The organism is Pacificitalea manganoxidans, assembly GCF_002504165.1.
In the GTDB taxonomy this organism is placed as follows: Bacteria; Pseudomonadota; Alphaproteobacteria; order Rhodobacterales; family Rhodobacteraceae; genus Pacificitalea; species Pacificitalea manganoxidans.
Genome location: NZ_CP021404.1, coordinates 1,779,532 through 1,796,745, shown reverse-complemented (window position 1 = coordinate 1,796,745; position 17,214 = coordinate 1,779,532). Strand labels below are relative to the sequence as shown.

The following is a 17,214-nucleotide window of genomic DNA, read 5'->3' as shown; positions in this document are numbered from 1 at the left end:
CGCGGACGAGGCGCACGCATCAGCCGGCCCCGCCCGGTGGGGTCAGATCAAAAATTGACGCGATCTCCACCTTTGAGGGCGAGGATATCGCGGGCTTCGTCTGGGGTTGCGACCTCGCAGCCGAGGTCTTCGACGATGCGCCGGATCTTGGCGACTTGGTGGGCGTTGTTGTCGGCGAGTTTGCCGCGGCTGATGAAGAGGCTGTCTTCGAGGCCGACGCGGACATGGCCGCCCATCTGGCTGGCGGTTGTGGCCAGGGTCATCTGCGCGCCGCCCGCGCCCAGCACCGACCAGCGGTAATCGTCGCCAAAGAGCCGGTCGGCGGTGCGTTTCATGAACACCAGATTGTCGACCTCGGGGCCGATCCCGCCCAGGATGCCAAAGATAAACTGGATGAAGATCGGCGCCTTGAAGAGCCCGATATCCATGCAGAATTTCAGGTTATAGAGATGGCCGACATCGTAGCATTCATGCTCGAACTTGATGTCATGGGGGGCCAGTGTCTCGGCGGCCTCGCGGATGTCGCGGAACGTGTTGCGGAAGATGTTGCCATCGGAATTCGCGACATAGTCCTTCTCCCAGTCGAACTTCCAGTCATCGTCGCCGTAGCGCTTGGCCAGCGGATGGAAGGAGAAGTTCATCGAGCCCATGTTCATCGAACACATCTCGGGCGAGAAGGTCTTGGCCGGCGTGATCCGGTCCTGGATCGACAGGCTCAGCGACCCGCCGGTGGAGATATTGACCACCGCATCGGTGGCCTGCTTGATCCGCGGCAGGAAGGGCTGGAAGTCCTTGGGATCGACCGAGGGCGCGCCCGTGTCATTGTCGCGCGCATGCAGATGCAGGATCGAGGCGCCGGCCTCGGCCGCGGCGACCGCCTGATTGGCGATGTCGTCATAGGTATAGGGCAGCGCGTCGGACATGGTGGGGGTGTGGATGGCGCCGGTGATGGCGCAGGTGATGATCGTCTTCTGGCGGGCCATGAGAGAGGGTCCTTTCAGGTGTCGGTGTCGGTGTCCCGCTCGACGCGATAGCCCAGCGGAAAGAGTTGCAGATCGAACCGGTGCCGGATGAAGCCCCAGATCCCGCGCGGGGCCTTCAGCATCACCACGATCGCCACGAGCCCCAGCACCATCAGATAGACGGTGCCCAGATCGGCGAGGGTCTCGCGCAGGGCAAAGAACACCAGCGTTCCTATGATCGGTCCTTCGAGCGTGCCGATGCCGCCGATCACCACGATAAAGATCACGAAGGCGGTCCAGTCATTCACGCTGAAGGCCGCATCCGGCGAGATCCGCAGCTTTTGCAGAAAGATCAGCGCCCCGATCACCGCCGTCAGCCCCGAGGTCACGACATAGACAAAGAACTTGGTCCGCCAGATGTCGATGCCGAGCGAGGCGGAGGCAAGTTCATTGTCGCGGATCGCGGTCAGCGCCAGCCCCTTGCGGGAGCGCAACAGCAGATAGACGGCGCTGACGACCACCAGCGCGGCGCCAAGCGCCAGCCAGTAGCTCAGCGCCTCGCGCGCCGAACGCCCCTCGGCCATGGACCGCACGATATCGGTGGGCAGCGAGGTGCCGGAGCCACCGCCAAGCGCGGAGATCTGCGCAAAGCTCAGCCGGAACACCTCGGCCATGACCCAGGTGCCGATGGCAAAATACGCCCCCCGCAGCCGGAAGATCAGCGCCGCCACCGGCACCGAGATCGCCGCCCCCAGAACCCCCGCCAGCGCGATCGCCAGCAGCGGCGGCAGCCCCGCGAACATGGTCAGCGCAAACAGCATGTAGCCGCCAAAGCCCACATAGGCCTGCTGGCCCACCGAGACGAGCCCGGCATAGCCCGCCAGCAGGTTCCACAGCGAGGCCAGCGCGAGATAGAGAAAGATCTCCCCCAGCAGCCGCAGATCCGCCCGGCCCGCCCACCACGGCGCGGCGATGAGCAAAACCACGATCACAGCGGCAAGAAGGGCGGCGATGCGCGCGGCGCGCGAGCCGCGGCTGATCCGGATCGACTGGCTCATCCGCTGATCCTCGGGAACAGGCCGTTGGGACGCACGGCGAGAATGACAAGAAAGGCCACATGCCCCGCCAGCAACTGCCAGCCCGGGTTGATGGTGGCGCCGATGGCCTGCGCCACGCCCAGAATGACGCCCCCCGCCAGCGTGCCCCACAGGTTGCCCAGACCGCCGATGATCACCGCCTCGAAGCCAAAGATCAGACGCCCGCCGCCCGCCGCCGGATCAAAGCTGGTGCGGATGCCCAGCAAGATCCCGGCCACGGCGGTCACCGCCAGCGCCAGCGCCATCGCCAGACCGAACACATGCGCCTTGTTCAGACCCATCAGCTGCGCGATGTCCTGATTGTCGGACGTGGCGCGGAACACCCGGCCCAGCGGGGTGCGGTAGAAGGTCCATTGCAGCGCCGCGATCACCGCCACCGCGATGACGAAGGTCAGCACCGGCAGCACCCCCAGCGACAGCGGCCCCAGCATCAGCGACGCGGTCTCCAGCGGGCCCGCATCCAGTTTCTGCGGATCGGCGGAATAGCCTTCGAGCAGCGCGTTCTGCAAGATCACCGACAGCCCGAAGGTCACCAGCAGCGGCGGCAGGATGTCATCGCCCAGCGTCCGGTTCAGCACCAGACGCTGCAGGCAATAGCCGATCCCCGCCATCGCCGGCACCACCACGATCAGCGCCAGCAGCGGATGCACGCCAAGCGCCACGGTCGTGGTCAGACCCAGATAGGCCGCCAGCACGATCAGATCGCCATGGGCGATATTGACCAGCCGCATCACCCCGAAGATCAGCGACAACCCCGCCGCAAAGAGCGCATAAAGCCCCCCCAGCAGCGTGCCTTGCACAAGTGCGTTCATCAGATCCACGTCATGCCACTCCGAAGTAGGCGCGGGTGATCTCCTCGCGCGAGATGCTGTCCGAACGTCCCTCCAGAGACACCCGGCCCTCCTGCAGGCAATAGACCCGCGACGAGACCGACAGCGCCTTGGTGATGTCCTGCTCCACGATGATCGCGCTCATGCCGCCGCCCACGATCCCCGCCAGCGCCGCGTAGATGTCGCGGATGATCACCGGCGCCAGACCGAGGCTGATCTCGTCGAACATGATCAGATCGGGATTGGACATCAGCGCCCGCCCGATCGCCACCATCTGCTGCTGCCCCCCCGACAGCGAGGTCGACGCCTGATGCCGCCGCTCTTCGAGGATCGGGAACAGCTCATAGACCCGGCGCAGGCTCCACGGTCCCGGCCGCCCGACCCGGCCCCCGATCAGCAGGTTCTCCTCGACCGACAGCGACGGGAACAGCTGCCGCCCCTCGGGCACCATCGCCAGACCCATCCGCGCCACCATATCGGGGCGCTCCGCCCCGATCGCCCGGTCGCGGAACCGGATCTGCGCCGCCTCGTTGCGGATCAGCCCCGAGATCGAGCGCAAAAGCGTCGTCTTGCCCGCGCCATTGGCACCGATGATCGCCAGCACCTCGCCCTGCGCCACGGTCATATCCACCCCGTAAAGCGCCTGGAAATCCCCGTAAAAGGCATCGAGCCCGGCAATCGTCAAAATCCGCTCAGGCATCGGCCGCGATCCCCAGATAGATCTCCTGCACCTCGGGGCTCGCCATGATCGCCTTGGGCTCGCCCTCCGCGATCTTGCGCCCGAAGTCGATCACGATCAGACGCTCCACCACCGCCATCAGCGCATGCACCACATGCTCGATCCAGATGATCGACACGCCGCTGGCATGGATCTCCTTGATGGTCTGGATGAGCGACCGGCATTCCGCCTCCGTCAAACCGCCCGCGATCTCGTCGAGCAGCAGCAGACGGGGCTTGGCGCAAAGCGCCCGCGTCAGTTCCAGACGCTTGCGGTTGAGAAGCGTCAGACCCCCCGCCGGCAGATTGGCCTTGTCCAGCAGATGCGTCCGCTCCAGCACCTCCAGACACAACCGCTCCGCCGCATGCCCCGACAGCCCCGCCGATTGCGTCGCCGCGACCATCGCGTTCTCGAACACCGTCATATGGGTGAAGGGCTGCGGCACCTGGAAGCTGCGCGCGATCCCCGCCCGCGACCGGCGCGCGGCGCTGTGGCGGGTGATGTCCTCGCCCGCGAACTCGATCCGCCCGGAGCCCGGCTGCAACGTGCCGGTGATCAGGTTGAACATCGATGTCTTGCCCGCGCCATTGGGCCCCAGAACGCCAAGCGCCTCGCCCTCGGCCAGCCCATAGCTCAGTTCGTCGGCGACCTTCACCGCGCCGAAGGCGCGCGACACGCCGTCGAGTTTCAGGATCTGCGTCATCAAGCCCTCCCCCTGGGGTCATAGCTGCGCCCGGATGCCGCCCAAACGCGGCCGGGTGCGGGAAGCGGCGGCACCCCTATGCCGCCGCCGCCCCCAGATCTGTCCAGATCAGCCCAGAAGCTTCATCTCGCCGGTCAGCGGGATCTGCGGCGCGGCGCTGTTGGCCACGATCTTCAGGTCGTAGCCCTCGGCTTCCTTCTGCCACTGCCCCGCCACCAGCGGCGTCTTCGACACGTTGCGCACAGGCCCCGTGGACCAGTCGACAGGCCCCACGATCGTGTCGAGCTTCGTGCCGCCCACCGCCGCCGCGATGGCCTCGTAATCCTCCAGATCCTCCGCCCGGCGCAGCACATCGGCCACCACCTCGAACAACGCATGCTTGAAGCCGATGGGCTGGGTCCACGGACGGCCCGACGCCGCCGCGTAGCCCTCCGCAAGCTCCCGCGCGCTCGCCCCCGTCAACGACGACGAGAACGGATGCGACGGCGACCACCACACCTCCGAGGACAGGCCATCGCCGCGATCGCCCAGAGCCTCGATCACCGACGGGAACAACAGCGCCTTGCCGATGGTCACGATCTTGGGCGAGAAGCCCTGCTGCGCCGCCTGCGCCCAGAAGGTCGCAAAATCCGGCGCGATCATATTGCCCGTCACGATCTCAGCGCCCACCTCCTTGAAGGCCGCGATATAGGTCGAGAAGTCATCGGTCAGCGGCTGATACCGGCCCGGATCGGTCAGCGCATAGCCCGCCGCCGCCAGCGGCTTGGGCAGGCCCAGTTCCGGATCGCCCCACGCATTGCCATCGGCATCGTTGGGGAACAGGCCGCCCACGACCTTCTGCACCCCGGTCGCGTCCCACATATCGAGGAAGGCCGCGATCACGTCCTCCAGACCCCAGAAGAAGTGATAGGTATAGTCGAACCCCTGCCCCGGCACGCCATTGCGGCCAAAGAAATACGGCTGCCACGGGCAGTCGGTGGTGATGCAGGGCACCTCGTTGATCTCCGCCTGATCGGAGACCGGGTTCACCGTATCGGGGGTCGAGGCCGCCACGATCAGATCGACCTCGTCGCCCAGGATCAGATCCGCGGCCACCTCGGCGGCGCGGTTCGGGTTGGACTGGCTGTCCTTCGAGATGATCTCGACGCTCCAGGTCTTGCCGTTGTTCTCGATCCCGCCGGCAAAGGCCTCCGCCACCGCCTGCAGCACATAGTCATCGGCCTCCGCAAACCCCGCCAAAGGGCCGGTGCGCGGGCTGACATGGCCCACCCGAAGCACCGGGTTGGCCGCATAGGCGCGGGTGCTGCGCAACAGCGCAGGGGCCGCCAAAAGCGCACTGCCCCCCGCCAGAAAGCCGCGGCGCGATGGTGTCTTGAAGATATGTGTCATGAACGTCCTCCCATTCGCCGGTGTATCCCGGCAGCCTTATAAGCCTGTTATTTTTCTAAAATTCCGTCCAGCCTGCGCAGATGCGTGGCGACGCGGGCGCGGGTGGCCTCGGCCTCGGCCTCGGTCCAGCTGCGGAACCCTTCGCCGCTTTTCATGCCCAGCTTGCCGTCTGCGACGAGCTGCGCGAGATAGGGCGACGGTCCTTGGCGGCTTTCGAGATCGAAGAGCACGTTTTCATGGATGTCGAGCGTCAGATCGGTCCCCACCAGATCCGCGTTCTCCAGCGGGCCCAGCACCGCAAGCCGCCGCCCGAAGCACGACTTCACCACCGTGTCCACCGCCTCCGCGTCGCAGATGCCCCGCTCCACAAGGCTCACCGCCTCCCGCCACAGCGCGTGCTGCAACCGGTTGCCGATAAAACCCGGCACGTCCTTTTCCACCAGAACCGGCGTCTTGCCCGCATCCCCCAGCAGCGCCATCATCCGCGCGGCCACCGCCGCATCGGTCCACTCGGTCTTGATGACCTCCACCAGCGGGATCATATGCGGCGGGTTCCACCAATGGGTGCCAAGCGCCCGGTGACGGCCCCGCAGACCCTCCATGATCTTGGTGATCTGGATGACGGACGTGTTCGACGCAAGGATCGCCTCCGCCGGCGCATGCGCCTCCACCTCCGCAAAGATCGCCTGCTTCAGCGGCAGCTTCTCGGGCGCCGCCTCAAACACGAAGGCCGCCTCCCGCACCGCCGGACCCACCGTGTCGAAGAGCTCGATCTTCTTGAGCGTCCGGGCGATCTCGGCCGCGTCCGCGCCCAGCAGCCGCAAACTGTCGGAGATCCGCGCCGGTGCCGATTTGAGCGTCTCCGCATGCGGGTCCGTGATCGCCACATATTGCCCGGCCCGCGCCAGCGTCAGCGCAATCCCGTGCCCCATGAGCCCCGCGCCGATGACGGCGGTCTGAAGGTTCTTTTCCATGCCTCAGCCCGCCGTATAGCCGCCGTCGGCATAAAGAATATGCCCGGTGTAAAAGTCCGACGCCTTCGAGGCGAGAAACAGCAGCGGCCCGGCCAGATCCTCGGGCTCGCCCAGACGCCCCTTCGGCACGCGGGCCAGAAAGCCCTTGCGCACCTCCGCCGCCTTCTCCGTATCCTCGAACATCCACGCCGTCAGCGGCGAGCGGAACACCGTCGGCGCAATCGCGTTCACCGTGATCCCCGTCGGCCCCAGCTCACAGCCAAGCGCCCGGGTGATGCCGTCGGTCGCGGCCTTCGACGCGCAATAGGCCGTGTAGCCCGCAGGATGGCCCAGAAGACCCCGCGCCGAGGACACCAGAACGATCTTGCCGCCGTCCCCTTGCGCCTTCATCTGCGCCGCCGCCGCCCGCGCCAGCAGCCAGCTTTGCGTGACATTCGCATCCATCACGCTTTCGAACGTCTCGGGCGCCATGTCGTTGATCAGCGCCACCTTGTTCATGCCAGACGCAACCACAAGAATGTCGAGCCGCCCATAGGCCTCCACCGCCTGCGCCACCAGACCGTTCACCGTCGCCTCGTCGGAGGGGCGCGCATTGATCGTCGTCACCTCCGCCCCGCCCGTGCGGCACTCCGTGGCGATCTCGTCCAGCGCCTCAGCATTGCCCGCCACCAGCACCAGCTTGCAGCCCGCACCGCCCAGGATGCGCGCCGCCACCATCCCGAACGCCCCGGAGGCCCCCGTGATCAACGCCACCTTGCCCGCCACGTCGAACATCGAAAGGGGGTTTGTCATCGCGCTCATCGCTTACACCTCCGCCGGATAGGGAATGACGACCAGCATCTTGCAGGTGTCCTGACCGCGGTTCTCGATCCGCCGCACCTCGTCCGGCGCGATCGTGCAGCTGTCGAGCCGCCCCAGAACCGTCTCCTCGCCGTCCACGATCACCGTCATCTCGCCTTCGAGCACGACATAGACCTTCTCGAACGGCCTCGCGTCAGGCCCCGCGCCACCCCCCGGCAAAAACTGGCTGTAGCCAACCCACTGGTTGGCCGGGCCGCCCGCCTCGAACCCCTGAAGCCGAAGCCCGTGACACCCAAAGTGATGCGGCGCCTCGTAAGCCTGCGCCTCCTTGAACCGTTTCAAATGCATGACGTCCTCCCTGTTGGCGCCTGGATCAGCGGGTGTCGGCGGTGCCGACGGTGATCTCGTCCCCGATGGTGATGGTCATCAGATCCGCCCCCACCTCGAGCGGGCCGTCATAGCTCTCGCGGGTCTGCGCGATCAGCGCCTCGAGCGAGATGTCAGCCGCCGTCGGCGGGCCGAGGCGCACGATATGGGAATAGACCGCAAGACCCGGCGCGGCGGCGGCAAAGACCTCCCCCGCCTCGACCGGCGAGGTGTGATGCCCCATGATCGCAACGACCGGCGGCGTGTCGGCAATGGCCCCCGCGGCCATGGCGACCTGATGCACCAGAAGATCGGCGCCGGTGGCCGCCTCGATCACCGCCGCTTCCTTCTTGGTGTCCCCGCTCAGAACGACCGTGTGGCCGCCATAGGTGATCTTGTAGCCCACCGCAGGCTCGATCTTCTCGCCGTGGTTCACCGTGAACGCCGTCACCGTGATGCCGTTCTCGTCATAGACGACCCCGTCCTCGGTGAACTCGGTCACATCCCAGGCGACCCCGGCAGGCGGCAGGTTCTGATCCTCGATGCGGATCGCGATATCGGCGGCAAAGGCCGCGCTCAGACCCTCGGTCAACGCGCGCACGCCCGCAGGCCCGGTGATCCGCAACGGATCGGATTTGGCGCCATAAGGCGGCAACCAGGAGGTCAGCCACAGATCCGGCAGGCTGATCAAATGGTCGGAATGGTAATGGGTGAGAAACACCTCATCCACCTCGCCCGGCAGAAGACCCACCTGCCAAAGCCGCTGCACCGCGCCGCGGCCCACGTCGAACAACAGCACCTGCTCCCCCGCCGAGACCAGCGTGGCATAGCCGAACCGGTCCAGCAGCGGCGCCGGCGTGCCGGTGCCCAGCAAGGTGACGACCATCTCCCCCTCGGTGGCGATCACGCTGTCGGCGCTGGCCACCAAAGGCTGCCCCGCCAGAGCAATCGTCGTCAGTGCCGTCGTGATCCTCTGTCTTGCCCTGCGCATCACGCCTCTCCTCCATGGCTGAGTTCAGGTGGAAAAAACGGCCGCCGGTTGCCCGGCGGCCAGTCAGGGAGCGCTCAGAACTCCGCGCCGTCGTCGATGCGGAAGTTCTGAGACTTGTCGATCATCGCCACCAGACGGATGATGCAGCCGTCGCCGCGATCCCAGTTCCACGGGAAGAACGCGAAGGTGCAGCGCTTCCCCGTCACCGCGTCGAGATCGCCGCCGACATTCTCGATGCCCAGAATGCCGTTCTTGAACAGGATGTTATGCACCGGCTCCCATTCGGGGAAATCGTCTTTCCAGTCGCGGCCGCCGGACCATTCCTTATATTCCTGCTCCAGATGCGGCAGCAGCGGCCCGTTGCGCTGCGGGCCGATCGCGGTGGCGAGAGGGTGGTCGTTGGCCTGCGTGTCGTGACCCACGACCTTCACGCCCTTCTCCACCATCCATTCGGCAGCCGAAGACACCAGACCCGGGCAATAGGCAAAATAATCGCCGTCCTCGTAATCATGGTGCCAGCCGGTGTTGATGATCAGCACGTCGCCCTTGCGGATCGCGTGGCCGCAGGCCTTCTCCAGATCCTCGCCGGTGATCGGCTCCCATTTCTTCTTCGGGATCGACACGACCAGACCGGTGCCAAAGAAATGCGGCAGCGGCACCTCGTCGATGAAGGGCGTGCCCTGCACCACATGCGCCGGCGCGTCGATATGGGTGGTCGCGTGCATCGTCGTGGTGATGCGCTGGCTCAGAACGCCCGACTTGGCCATGTAATGGATACGCTCGATCTTGGTATCCTGAAAATACGGCCAGTTCGGGTTCTGGAAACCGAACCGGTGGCTCAGGTTGTAAAACTCCAGCCCCATGTCGTTGTCGGTGTTGGATTGAAACTCGATCCCGCGGATTTCGACCATCGGATGCACCTTCCCTGTGCACCGGCAGCACGCCGGTGTCGCGTTGTGAAAATGTTCAGAGAGCTCCTCCCTCTGTTCCGAATAGTGATACAGCATACCCACATCGCGATCAATGCCCCATACCACCAGCGCAAGAGTTGCATCGCATCGCGATACATGCCATAGACCCCCTGACCGGCCCCCATGCGGCCCCGCGGAGAGACCCACCTCAAATGCCTGTAAAAGATGATAAAAAGGAACGCTCCGGCATCCAGGTGATCGCCCGCGCCGCCGCGATCCTGCGCGTCCTGAAAGACGAACGCAGCGGCCTCAGCCTCGGACAGATCGCAACCCGCGCCGACCTGCCCCGCTCCACGGTACAAAGAATCACCGGCGCCCTCGCCGCAGAGCGCTTCATCATCCAAGACCCCAGGGGCGGCGGCATCCGCCTCGGCCCCGAACTCGGCGCCTTCGCAGAGGCCGCGAACTTCAACATCGCCGAACGCTGCCGCGCCATCCTCAACGACGTCACCCGCGACACCGGAGAAACAACCGACCTCGCCGTCCTGCGCAACGGCGGCATGATCTTCCTCGACCAAGTCCCAGGCCTCCACCGCCTCCGAACCGTCTCCTCCGTCGGAGACGTCTTCCCCCTCACAACAACCGCAAACGGACTGGCATGCCTCGCAATCATGCCCGGCGACGAAGCGCAGGAGGTGATCCTACAGGAGCAGGCCGGCAAAGATATAGCGCAGATCCAAGACCGGCTGGACGAGATCCGCAGCACCGGGTTGGCTTATGACCGGGAAGAACACACGCCCGGCATCTCGGCCATTGGCTTTGCCTTTCGCGACCTCAGCGGCAGCTATCATGCAATTTCGGTTCCGGTGCCCAGCACCCGGTTCGATGAAAACGCGCCGCGGATGGAACTGGCGCTGCGGCGCGCCGAAGCGCGGGTGACGGCGGAATTCGGGTTGCGTCCTTAAATTGGCCCGCCACTTTGCATATCACGACCTGAAACTTGCCAAACGGCATAGATCGCCTATATTGAGCATGACGCCAGTTTCAGGAGGCCGCCATGCTTACGCAACTCCACCCCACGCCTGCCGCACCCGATGCCGATCTGCTGACCGATGCGGAAGCCGAAGCGCTGGCCCGCGCGACCCTGCGCCTCTTTGATCGTTGGCAGTTGACGGATGCGGAGGCACGCGATCTGCTGGGCGGGATGACGGCCCGCACTTGGGCCCGTTGGAAAGCGGGCGAGGTGGGGCGCATTACCCGCGACCTTGGCACGCGCATGTCGCTGCTGATGGGGATTCACAAGGCGCTGCGCTACATGTTCAGCGAGGCCGAGCGGGGCTATGGCTGGATACGCCAGCCCAACACCGCATTTGCGGGCCAGTCCGCGCTGGCGGTCATGCGCGGCGGCACCCTGTTTCATCTGGCCCGCGTGCGCAGCTATCTGGATGCGGAGCGCGGCGGCTGGTGAGCAGCGCAGCCCTGCCCCGCGCCGCCGATGTGCCCCTGCGCGCCGTCGAGTGGCCCCGCAGCTACCGCATCATCCGGTCCATACACCCGCCCATCGACCTGTTCGAGGACATCGCCGATCCCGAAGACTGGGAGGCGCTGGCCTCGGCTGAATCGAAAACCAACCCGCGCCTGCGTGACAGTCTGGGACGGCTGGACCTGATCCCGCCTGCGCGCCGCGTCGGCGGACCGGGCGCGAGCCTGCTGATGGCGCCCTTCGTGCATGTCTCGCCCGACAGGCCGGGACGGTTCACAGATGGCAGTTATGGCGTCTACAGCGCCGGGGACAGCGCCGAAACCGCGCTGCGAGAGGTTGCCCACCATCACGCCCGGTTCATGCGCGCCACTGCGCAACCGCCGGGCTGGACCGCACAGTTCCGGATGCTGGTCGGCCATGTGTCTCGCGATCTGCACGACCTGACCGGGATCGAGGCGATGCACCAGCCAGACGAATACCGCCCCTCGCAGGAGATGGGCCGGGCGCTGCGCAGCGCGGGCTCTGACGGGGTTCTCTATCGGTCCGTGCGCGCGCCGGGCGGGGTCTGTGTCGGGATCTTCTGGCCCGATGCGATCCCGGTGCCGGTGCAGGGCGATCATTACGACTTCCATTGGGACGGGGCCGCCGTGGATCGCATCCACAACCGCAGCCGCGACATGATCTTCGCGCTATAACGCACCGGGACTAAAAGAAAAGCCGCCCCTTTTCAGGAGCGGCTTTAAGGTCGTGCAACGCGGGAGCGCGATCAGTTCTGATCGTCGTCCTCGGACGCAGCCTCACGCGGCTGGTCGTCGTCGCCGTAATCGTCGGCACCGGCAGCACCGATATCGTCGAACAGTTCGGAGATCTCGAACTCGGCCTGTGCCTCTTCTTCGGCGGCCAGTTCCTGGATCGATTTGCCGGACGCTTGCAGTTCTGCCTCTTCGGCGGAACGGGCGACGTTGATTTCGATCTCGACCTCGACCTCGGGGTGCAGCTTGACCTGAACCGGGTGCACACCCAGTTCCTTGATCGGCGCGTAGAGCACGATCTGCTTGCGGTCCACCGAGAAGCCTTCCTCGGTTGCGGCATCGGCGACGTCACGGGTGGTGACGGAGCCGTAAAGCGCGCCCGAGTCGGAGGCGGACCGGATCACGACGAACTGCTGGCCTGCCAGCTTCTCGCCGAGGCTGTCGGCCTCTTTCTTGGTTTCGAGGTTGCGCGCTTCAAGCTGAGCTTTCTCGGCTTCGAAGCGGGCGATGTTATTGTCGTTCGCGCGGAGTGCCTTGCCTTGCGGCAGCAGGAAATTCCGGGCGTAGCCTTCCTTCACGGAAACGACTTCGCCCATCTGGCCCAGCTTGGCCACGCGTTCGAGCAGGATGACGTCCATTGGTCGGTCTCCTTACTTCACGGCATAGGGCAGCAGGGCGAGGAAGCGGGCGCGCTTGATCGCACGGGCCAGCTCACGCTGCTTTTTGGAAGAAACGGCGGTGATGCGGGAGGGCACGATCTTGCCACGCTCGGAAATGTAGCGCTGCAGGAGACGCGTGTCCTTGTAGTCGATCGCAGGTGCGTTGTCGCCCGAGAAGGGGCACACCTTACGGCGACGGAAAAACGGTTTTGCGGCCATGGTTTACAGTCCTTTCAAGATCAGTTGCGACGGCGAGGTTCGCGCTCGTCACGTTTCTGCATCTGAACCGACGGGCCTTCTTTATGCTCGTCGACCTTGATGGTCAGAACGCGCATGACGTCGTCATGCAGGCGCATCAGACGCTCCATTTCCTGCACCGCGGTCGCCGGGGCGTCGGTGCGCAGGAAGGCGTAATGCCCCTTGCGGTTCTTGTTGATCTTGTAGGCCATGGTCTTCACGCCCCAGTATTCACTGTCGACGAGAGAGCCACCATTGTCGGACAGGACGGTGCCGAAATGCTCGACGAGGCTTTCAGCCTGCGAGTTGGACAGATCCTGACGCGCGATAAAGACATGCTCGTAGAGCGGCATGTGCTATTCCTTTGTCAAAGCGGGCTTCAAAGAACGGGTTCGATATCTCCGCGTCCCGTCCACGAGGGGCGCCGCTGGTCATACCTCTGCGGAGATGCGGCCTTATACAGGGGCAGGGGGCGATTGCAACCCTCGGCCACAGGGCACGGCACATGCTGCCCGAAGACCGGCCCGAAGATGTCACCGCCCCGCCTGTAATCCGCCCGATTGCGGGGCGATACCCGGCCCATGAGCCGAGCTGTATCCATCATCACCGTCCCGCGCAAAACGCCCCAGCGCCCTACTGCCAGCGGGGCTGTCCTGCGCGGCGCAGACGCGCCGGCGGCGCTTACGTCACTTGCGGCATCGATGGTCACGGCGTTGCCACGCTTTCGCATCTCGCACGCGGCCCAGACGATGGAAATCGTCGACACCGCGCCGATGCGCCACGACCCTGCCCCCCGCGTGCTGCGCCGCGCTTGCGTTCTGGGCATGGTCGCCACCGGCGCGCTGGCGCTGCGGCTGTCGTCACCCGGCCTGGCGATGGAGGCAAGCGCGCTGGCGCTGGGGGCCGCATTGCTGGCGTTGTGGCTGATCCATCTGGGCGGGGAGCCGCGTCGCGCGCTGCGCCTCGACCGGGCCGCAGGCCAGATTGTCGTGCATCATACCCCCGGCGGACGCCGCGGGCGGATCGGGGCGGTCATGGCCCGGATCGAAACCGCGCAGATCCGCCGCATGGGCATTGGCCCCTGCCCTCATCGTCCGGCGCTGGCGCGGCTGTGGATCGACTTTGGCCGGGACCGGATCACGCTGCTGACAGGCCGCGCGGTCGATCTGCGCCCCGTGGCCGAGGCGCTCGATACCGAATTGAGCCACCGCTAGGTCGGGCAACCCGCGCGGGTCAAAGCCGTTCGATATCGCCGTCGGCACGGTCCGCGTGGAACTGAGCCTCGAACGCGGCAAAGCGCCCTTGGCCGATGGCGGCGCGCATGTCCCCCATCAGTTCCTGATAGTAGTGCAGGTTGTGCCATGTCAGCAGCATGGAGGAGATGATTTCCTGCGAGCGGAAAACATGGTGCAGATAGGCCCGCGAATAGCTGCGGCAGGCGGGACAGGTGCAGTCTTCGTCCAGCGGGCGGGGATCGTCCTGATGGCGAGCGTTCTTGATGTTGACCACACCGCGCCGGGTAAAGGCTTGGCCCGTCCGGCCTGATCGGGACGGCAACACGCAATCCATCATGTCGATGCCGCGCTTGACCGCGCCGACGATATCGTCGGGCTTGCCCACGCCCATTAGATAGCGCGGGCGGTCCTCGGGCAGCATGTCGCAGGCGTAGTCGAGCACGCCGAACATCGCCTCCTGCCCCTCGCCCACGGCAAGCCCGCCCACCGCGTATCCGTCAAAGCCGATCTCGCGCAGCTTCTCCGCGCTTTCGGCACGCAGATGCTGGGTCACACCGCCCTGCTGGATGCCGAAAAGCGCGTGCCCAGGCCGGTCGCCGAACGCATCGCGGGAGCGCTGCGCCCACCGCATCGACAGGCGCATGCTTTCGGCCACGCGCATCTCATCGGCGGGCAGCGCAGGACATTCGTCGAAGCACATCACGATATCGGAGCCGAGCAGCTTCTGAATTTCCATTGACCGTTCGGGCGTCAGGTGGTGACGCGACCCGTCGACATGGCTGCGGAAGGTCACGCCCTCTTCGGTCAGCTTGCGCAGGTCCGCGAGGCTCATCACCTGAAACCCGCCCGAGTCGGTCAGGATCGGACGATCCCAGTTCATGAAACGATGCAGCCCGCCAAGCCTGTCGATCCGCTCTGCCGTCGGGCGCAGCATCAAATGGTAGGTATTGCCCAGCAGGATGTCCGCGCCGGTTTCCCGCACGCTTTCGGGGCGCATCGCCTTGACGGTCGCCGCCGTGCCAACGGGCATGAAGGCCGGGGTGCGGATATCGCCGCGTGGAGTGGAGATCGTGCCCAACCGGGCGCTGCCGTCGGTGGCGTGCACCGCATATGAAAATTTCTGGCTCATGGGGCGGGCAGATAGCGCAGCAGACATGCTGCGCGCAATGGTTCCTGTGCGGGCGATGCCGCTCGGATCGCGGCCCGTGCCGCCCCTTTGCCGCGAAAGCATCGGAACCACCCGGCGGCTGCGGGGGTTTGATGCGTGACATGTCGCGCCGTTCCTCCTCCCGACCTGCCGCACCTGCGGCGCTAATGCTGCGCGCGCGGGCGGCTTTCGGGGCGGCGCGTGCGCTTCTGACCGCGCTTCTCTTCATTCTTGCCACTGCATTGTCCCCGGCCTCCGCGCAGGAGGCTTTTTTCGAAGTGCCGTCACTCAACGCCGGTCTCCCCGCGCCGTCGCCTTGGCTCGACCGGGCCACGCCCCGCTCGTCGATGGAGGCGTTTCAGCACCACGGGCGGCGCGGCGAATGGGACGTGGCGGCGCAGATGCTCGATCTGTCGGGACTGGCGGAGGAAGATCAAGCCGCACGCGGGCCAGAGATCGCCCAGCAGCTATATACCGTGCTCGACCGGAAGGTCGTCATCCCGTGGAACGACCTGATCGACCGGCCCGATGGCATGGACGAGATGGCCTCGACCAACTCTGCCGTGGCCGGGATGGCCCGCCGGTCGGTGTTGCTCGATCTGCTCGACATGAACGGCATCGACGCGCCGCTGCGGCTGAACCGGCTAAAGGCGGAGGGCGCGGATCCCGTCTGGCTGTTTTCTCAGCAGACGGTTCAGAATGTCGGCCTTCTGTATGACATGTATGGCCCTACCCGGTTCGAACGCTGGCTCCCCGACCCGCTGCTGACCGAAGCCTTCTGGGGGCTGCATGTCTGGGAGGTCGTGTTTCTGCCGATCCTGTTGGTGGTCGGATTTCTGGCCTCGAAATGGACCCATGATCTGGTCCGCTGGCGCGCACGGGTCGCCCGCAAGCGCTGGCGGAGGCTGGCGCTGAACGCGCTATGCTGGCCCGCATCGCTGGTGGTGGGCGTGACCATCGTGGGCTTTGGCACACGCAATGTGCTGGTGGTGTCGGGATCGATCGATGCGCTGCTGGAGCCCGGCATTTTCATCGGCTATGCCGTGGCGCTGGTGATGTTCGTGGTGTCCGTGCTGGACCGCATCCTTGACCGGCTGGTGCCCTCCGGCCCCGAGGCGCTGTCCGACCCCGCCAATGCCGCGACCCGCAACATGGCCACCACGGTTACAGCGGTGCGGCGGATATTTCTTGTGGTGGCGGTGCTGCTCGCCACCGGTCTGGTGCTGGCACAGGCCAATCTGTTCCGCACGCTGGGCCTGTCTCTGCTGGCCTCCGCCGGGGCGCTGACGCTGGTTCTGGGCTTTGCCGCGCGGCAGGTGCTGGGCAATATCATGGCCTCGCTGCAAATCGCGATGAACCGCTCCGCCCGGATCGGCGATCAGTTGATCTTTCGCGGCGAGTTCGTGACCGTCGAATACATTCACTTCACCTTTGTGCAGTTGCGCATCTGGACCGGCAACAGGCTGGTGGTGCCGGTGTCGGATTTCGTCTCCGAGCCGTTTCAAAACTGGTCGATCGAAGAACGGGACATGATCCGCGTCATCGACCTTGTGCTTCATCACGAGGCCGATGTGTCGGCCATGCGCAATTTCTTCATTTCCACGGTGCAGGAGGATGACGACGAGCATATCGGCCCAAAGGAGTCCGCGGCTGTGCGTGTCGTGTCGCAGGACGCCTTCGGCACCGTGGTGCGGTTCGAATTGCCAAGCCTCAATCCCTCCACCGGGTGGGATTTCGAATGTGTCTACCGCGAGCGGCTGTTGGCCCATGCCCATGAAATCGGCACGCAGGCGCGCCCGGCCTTCCCCGATCATCCGCCGCTTGACGATGGGCCGTCATGAGCGCGCCGTGTCCGATCCGGTCGTCTGTCCGTCGTCGCAGCGGCGCCACGTCCGCCGGGCCTGCCGACATGAAACGGTTGCGATGGCGCGGCAAGGCTGTCACAGCGAGGCGCGCCGC

General features: G+C 65.6%; 20 protein-coding genes. 5 read left to right on the top strand and 15 right to left on the bottom strand.

The genetic code is table 11. From position 1 onward, the window contains the following. Positions 1 to 47 precede the first annotated feature (47 nt). The 11 genes from CBW24_RS08255 to CBW24_RS08205 form a co-directional block, all read right to left on the bottom strand. A complete protein-coding gene (locus CBW24_RS08255) occupies positions 48 to 983 on the bottom strand; it encodes a 3,5-dioxohexanoate:acetyl-CoA acetone transferase (RefSeq protein WP_097373277.1) in 936 nt (311 codons plus the stop codon). Between the two features lie 14 nt (positions 984 to 997). Next, positions 998 to 2,020 carry a branched-chain amino acid ABC transporter permease gene (locus tag CBW24_RS08250; protein WP_088665089.1) on the bottom strand — a complete coding sequence of 341 codons (1,023 nt, stop codon included), beginning with the start codon at positions 2,018 to 2,020 and terminating at the stop codon, positions 998 to 1,000. After that, on the bottom strand, positions 2,017 to 2,871 hold the full coding sequence (locus tag CBW24_RS08245) for a branched-chain amino acid ABC transporter permease (protein ID WP_309765065.1): 855 nt from the start codon (positions 2,869 to 2,871) through the stop codon (positions 2,017 to 2,019). The genes CBW24_RS08250 and CBW24_RS08245 overlap by 4 nt, the downstream gene beginning before the upstream one ends. 10 nt (positions 2,872 to 2,881) lie before the next feature. Further along, positions 2,882 to 3,589, bottom strand: a complete 708-nt coding sequence (locus tag CBW24_RS08240) for an ABC transporter ATP-binding protein (RefSeq protein ID WP_088665091.1) — start codon at positions 3,587 to 3,589, stop codon at positions 2,882 to 2,884. Then, on the bottom strand, positions 3,582 to 4,310 hold the full coding sequence (locus CBW24_RS08235; protein WP_088665092.1) for an ABC transporter ATP-binding protein: 729 nt from the start codon (positions 4,308 to 4,310) through the stop codon (positions 3,582 to 3,584). Before CBW24_RS08235 ends, CBW24_RS08240 begins: the two co-directional genes overlap by 8 nt. 108 nt (positions 4,311 to 4,418) lie before the next feature. Continuing rightward, positions 4,419 to 5,699: an ABC transporter substrate-binding protein gene (locus CBW24_RS08230; protein WP_088665093.1), complete on the bottom strand. Its 1,281-nt coding sequence runs from the start codon at positions 5,697 to 5,699 to the stop codon at positions 4,419 to 4,421. A 47-nt stretch (positions 5,700 to 5,746) separates the two neighbouring features. Further along, a complete protein-coding gene (locus CBW24_RS08225; RefSeq protein ID WP_097373276.1) occupies positions 5,747 to 6,673 on the bottom strand; it encodes a 3-hydroxyacyl-CoA dehydrogenase family protein in 927 nt (308 codons plus the stop codon). Between the two features lie 3 nt (positions 6,674 to 6,676). Then, positions 6,677 to 7,474, bottom strand: coding sequence for an SDR family NAD(P)-dependent oxidoreductase (locus CBW24_RS08220; RefSeq protein WP_198405150.1), 798 nt, complete (start codon positions 7,472 to 7,474; stop codon positions 6,677 to 6,679). 3 nt (positions 7,475 to 7,477) lie between these two features. Beyond that, positions 7,478 to 7,822, bottom strand: coding sequence for a cupin domain-containing protein (locus CBW24_RS08215; RefSeq protein ID WP_097373275.1), 345 nt, complete (start codon positions 7,820 to 7,822; stop codon positions 7,478 to 7,480). Between the two features lie 25 nt (positions 7,823 to 7,847). Next, the gene (locus CBW24_RS08210) at positions 7,848 to 8,831 is read right to left on the bottom strand and encodes an MBL fold metallo-hydrolase (RefSeq protein WP_198405149.1); all 984 of its coding nucleotides are present in this window, start codon (positions 8,829 to 8,831) and stop codon (positions 7,848 to 7,850) included. A 74-nt stretch (positions 8,832 to 8,905) separates the two neighbouring features. Beyond that, the gene (locus CBW24_RS08205) at positions 8,906 to 9,742 is read right to left on the bottom strand and encodes a cyclase family protein (protein WP_198405148.1); all 837 of its coding nucleotides are present in this window, start codon (positions 9,740 to 9,742) and stop codon (positions 8,906 to 8,908) included. Between the two features lie 254 nt (positions 9,743 to 9,996). On the opposite strand from CBW24_RS08205, the gene CBW24_RS08200 reads away from it, so the two are divergent. The 3 genes from CBW24_RS08200 to CBW24_RS08190 all read left to right on the top strand — a co-directional run bounded on the left by CBW24_RS08200 (position 9,997) and on the right by CBW24_RS08190 (position 11,920). Continuing rightward, the gene (locus CBW24_RS08200; RefSeq protein ID WP_198405147.1) at positions 9,997 to 10,707 is read left to right on the top strand and encodes an IclR family transcriptional regulator; all 711 of its coding nucleotides are present in this window, start codon (positions 9,997 to 9,999) and stop codon (positions 10,705 to 10,707) included. Between the two features lie 92 nt (positions 10,708 to 10,799). Then, on the top strand, positions 10,800 to 11,210 hold the full coding sequence (locus CBW24_RS08195) for an MbcA/ParS/Xre antitoxin family protein (RefSeq protein WP_097373273.1): 411 nt from the start codon (positions 10,800 to 10,802) through the stop codon (positions 11,208 to 11,210). A gap of 29 nt (positions 11,211 to 11,239) precedes the next feature. After that, entirely contained in the window at positions 11,240 to 11,920 is a 681-nt protein-coding gene (locus CBW24_RS08190; protein WP_097374172.1) for an RES family NAD+ phosphorylase, read from the top strand. A 71-nt stretch (positions 11,921 to 11,991) separates the two neighbouring features. Here CBW24_RS08190 and rplI read toward each other — a convergent pair whose 3' ends face one another. Genes rplI through rpsF form a run of 3 tightly spaced genes read right to left on the bottom strand, consistent with a single transcriptional unit; the run spans position 11,992 to position 13,226 of the window. Then, positions 11,992 to 12,615, bottom strand: coding sequence for a 50S ribosomal protein L9 (gene rplI, locus CBW24_RS08185; protein WP_088664075.1), 624 nt, complete (start codon positions 12,613 to 12,615; stop codon positions 11,992 to 11,994). Positions 12,616 to 12,627: 12 nt separating this feature from the next. Continuing rightward, positions 12,628 to 12,855: a 30S ribosomal protein S18 gene (gene rpsR, locus CBW24_RS08180; protein WP_088664074.1), complete on the bottom strand. Its 228-nt coding sequence runs from the start codon at positions 12,853 to 12,855 to the stop codon at positions 12,628 to 12,630. 20 nt (positions 12,856 to 12,875) lie between these two features. Then, a complete protein-coding gene (gene rpsF, locus CBW24_RS08175; RefSeq protein ID WP_088664073.1) occupies positions 12,876 to 13,226 on the bottom strand; it encodes a 30S ribosomal protein S6 in 351 nt (116 codons plus the stop codon). Positions 13,227 to 13,454: 228 nt separating this feature from the next. Between rpsF and CBW24_RS08170 the strand changes: the two genes are divergently transcribed. Further along, positions 13,455 to 14,087, top strand: a complete 633-nt coding sequence (locus tag CBW24_RS08170; protein ID WP_157773146.1) for a hypothetical protein — start codon at positions 13,455 to 13,457, stop codon at positions 14,085 to 14,087. A gap of 19 nt (positions 14,088 to 14,106) precedes the next feature. Here CBW24_RS08170 and tgt read toward each other — a convergent pair whose 3' ends face one another. Beyond that, positions 14,107 to 15,237 (bottom strand): tRNA guanosine(34) transglycosylase Tgt, encoded by a 1,131-nt coding sequence (gene tgt / locus CBW24_RS08165; protein WP_097374171.1) that lies wholly within the window; start codon positions 15,235 to 15,237, stop codon positions 14,107 to 14,109. Positions 15,238 to 15,377: 140 nt separating this feature from the next. Here tgt and CBW24_RS08160 point away from each other — a divergent pair, with 140 nt between their 5' ends. Continuing rightward, the gene (locus CBW24_RS08160) at positions 15,378 to 17,096 is read left to right on the top strand and encodes a mechanosensitive ion channel family protein (RefSeq protein ID WP_157773144.1); all 1,719 of its coding nucleotides are present in this window, start codon (positions 15,378 to 15,380) and stop codon (positions 17,094 to 17,096) included. Positions 17,097 to 17,214 lie beyond the last annotated feature (118 nt).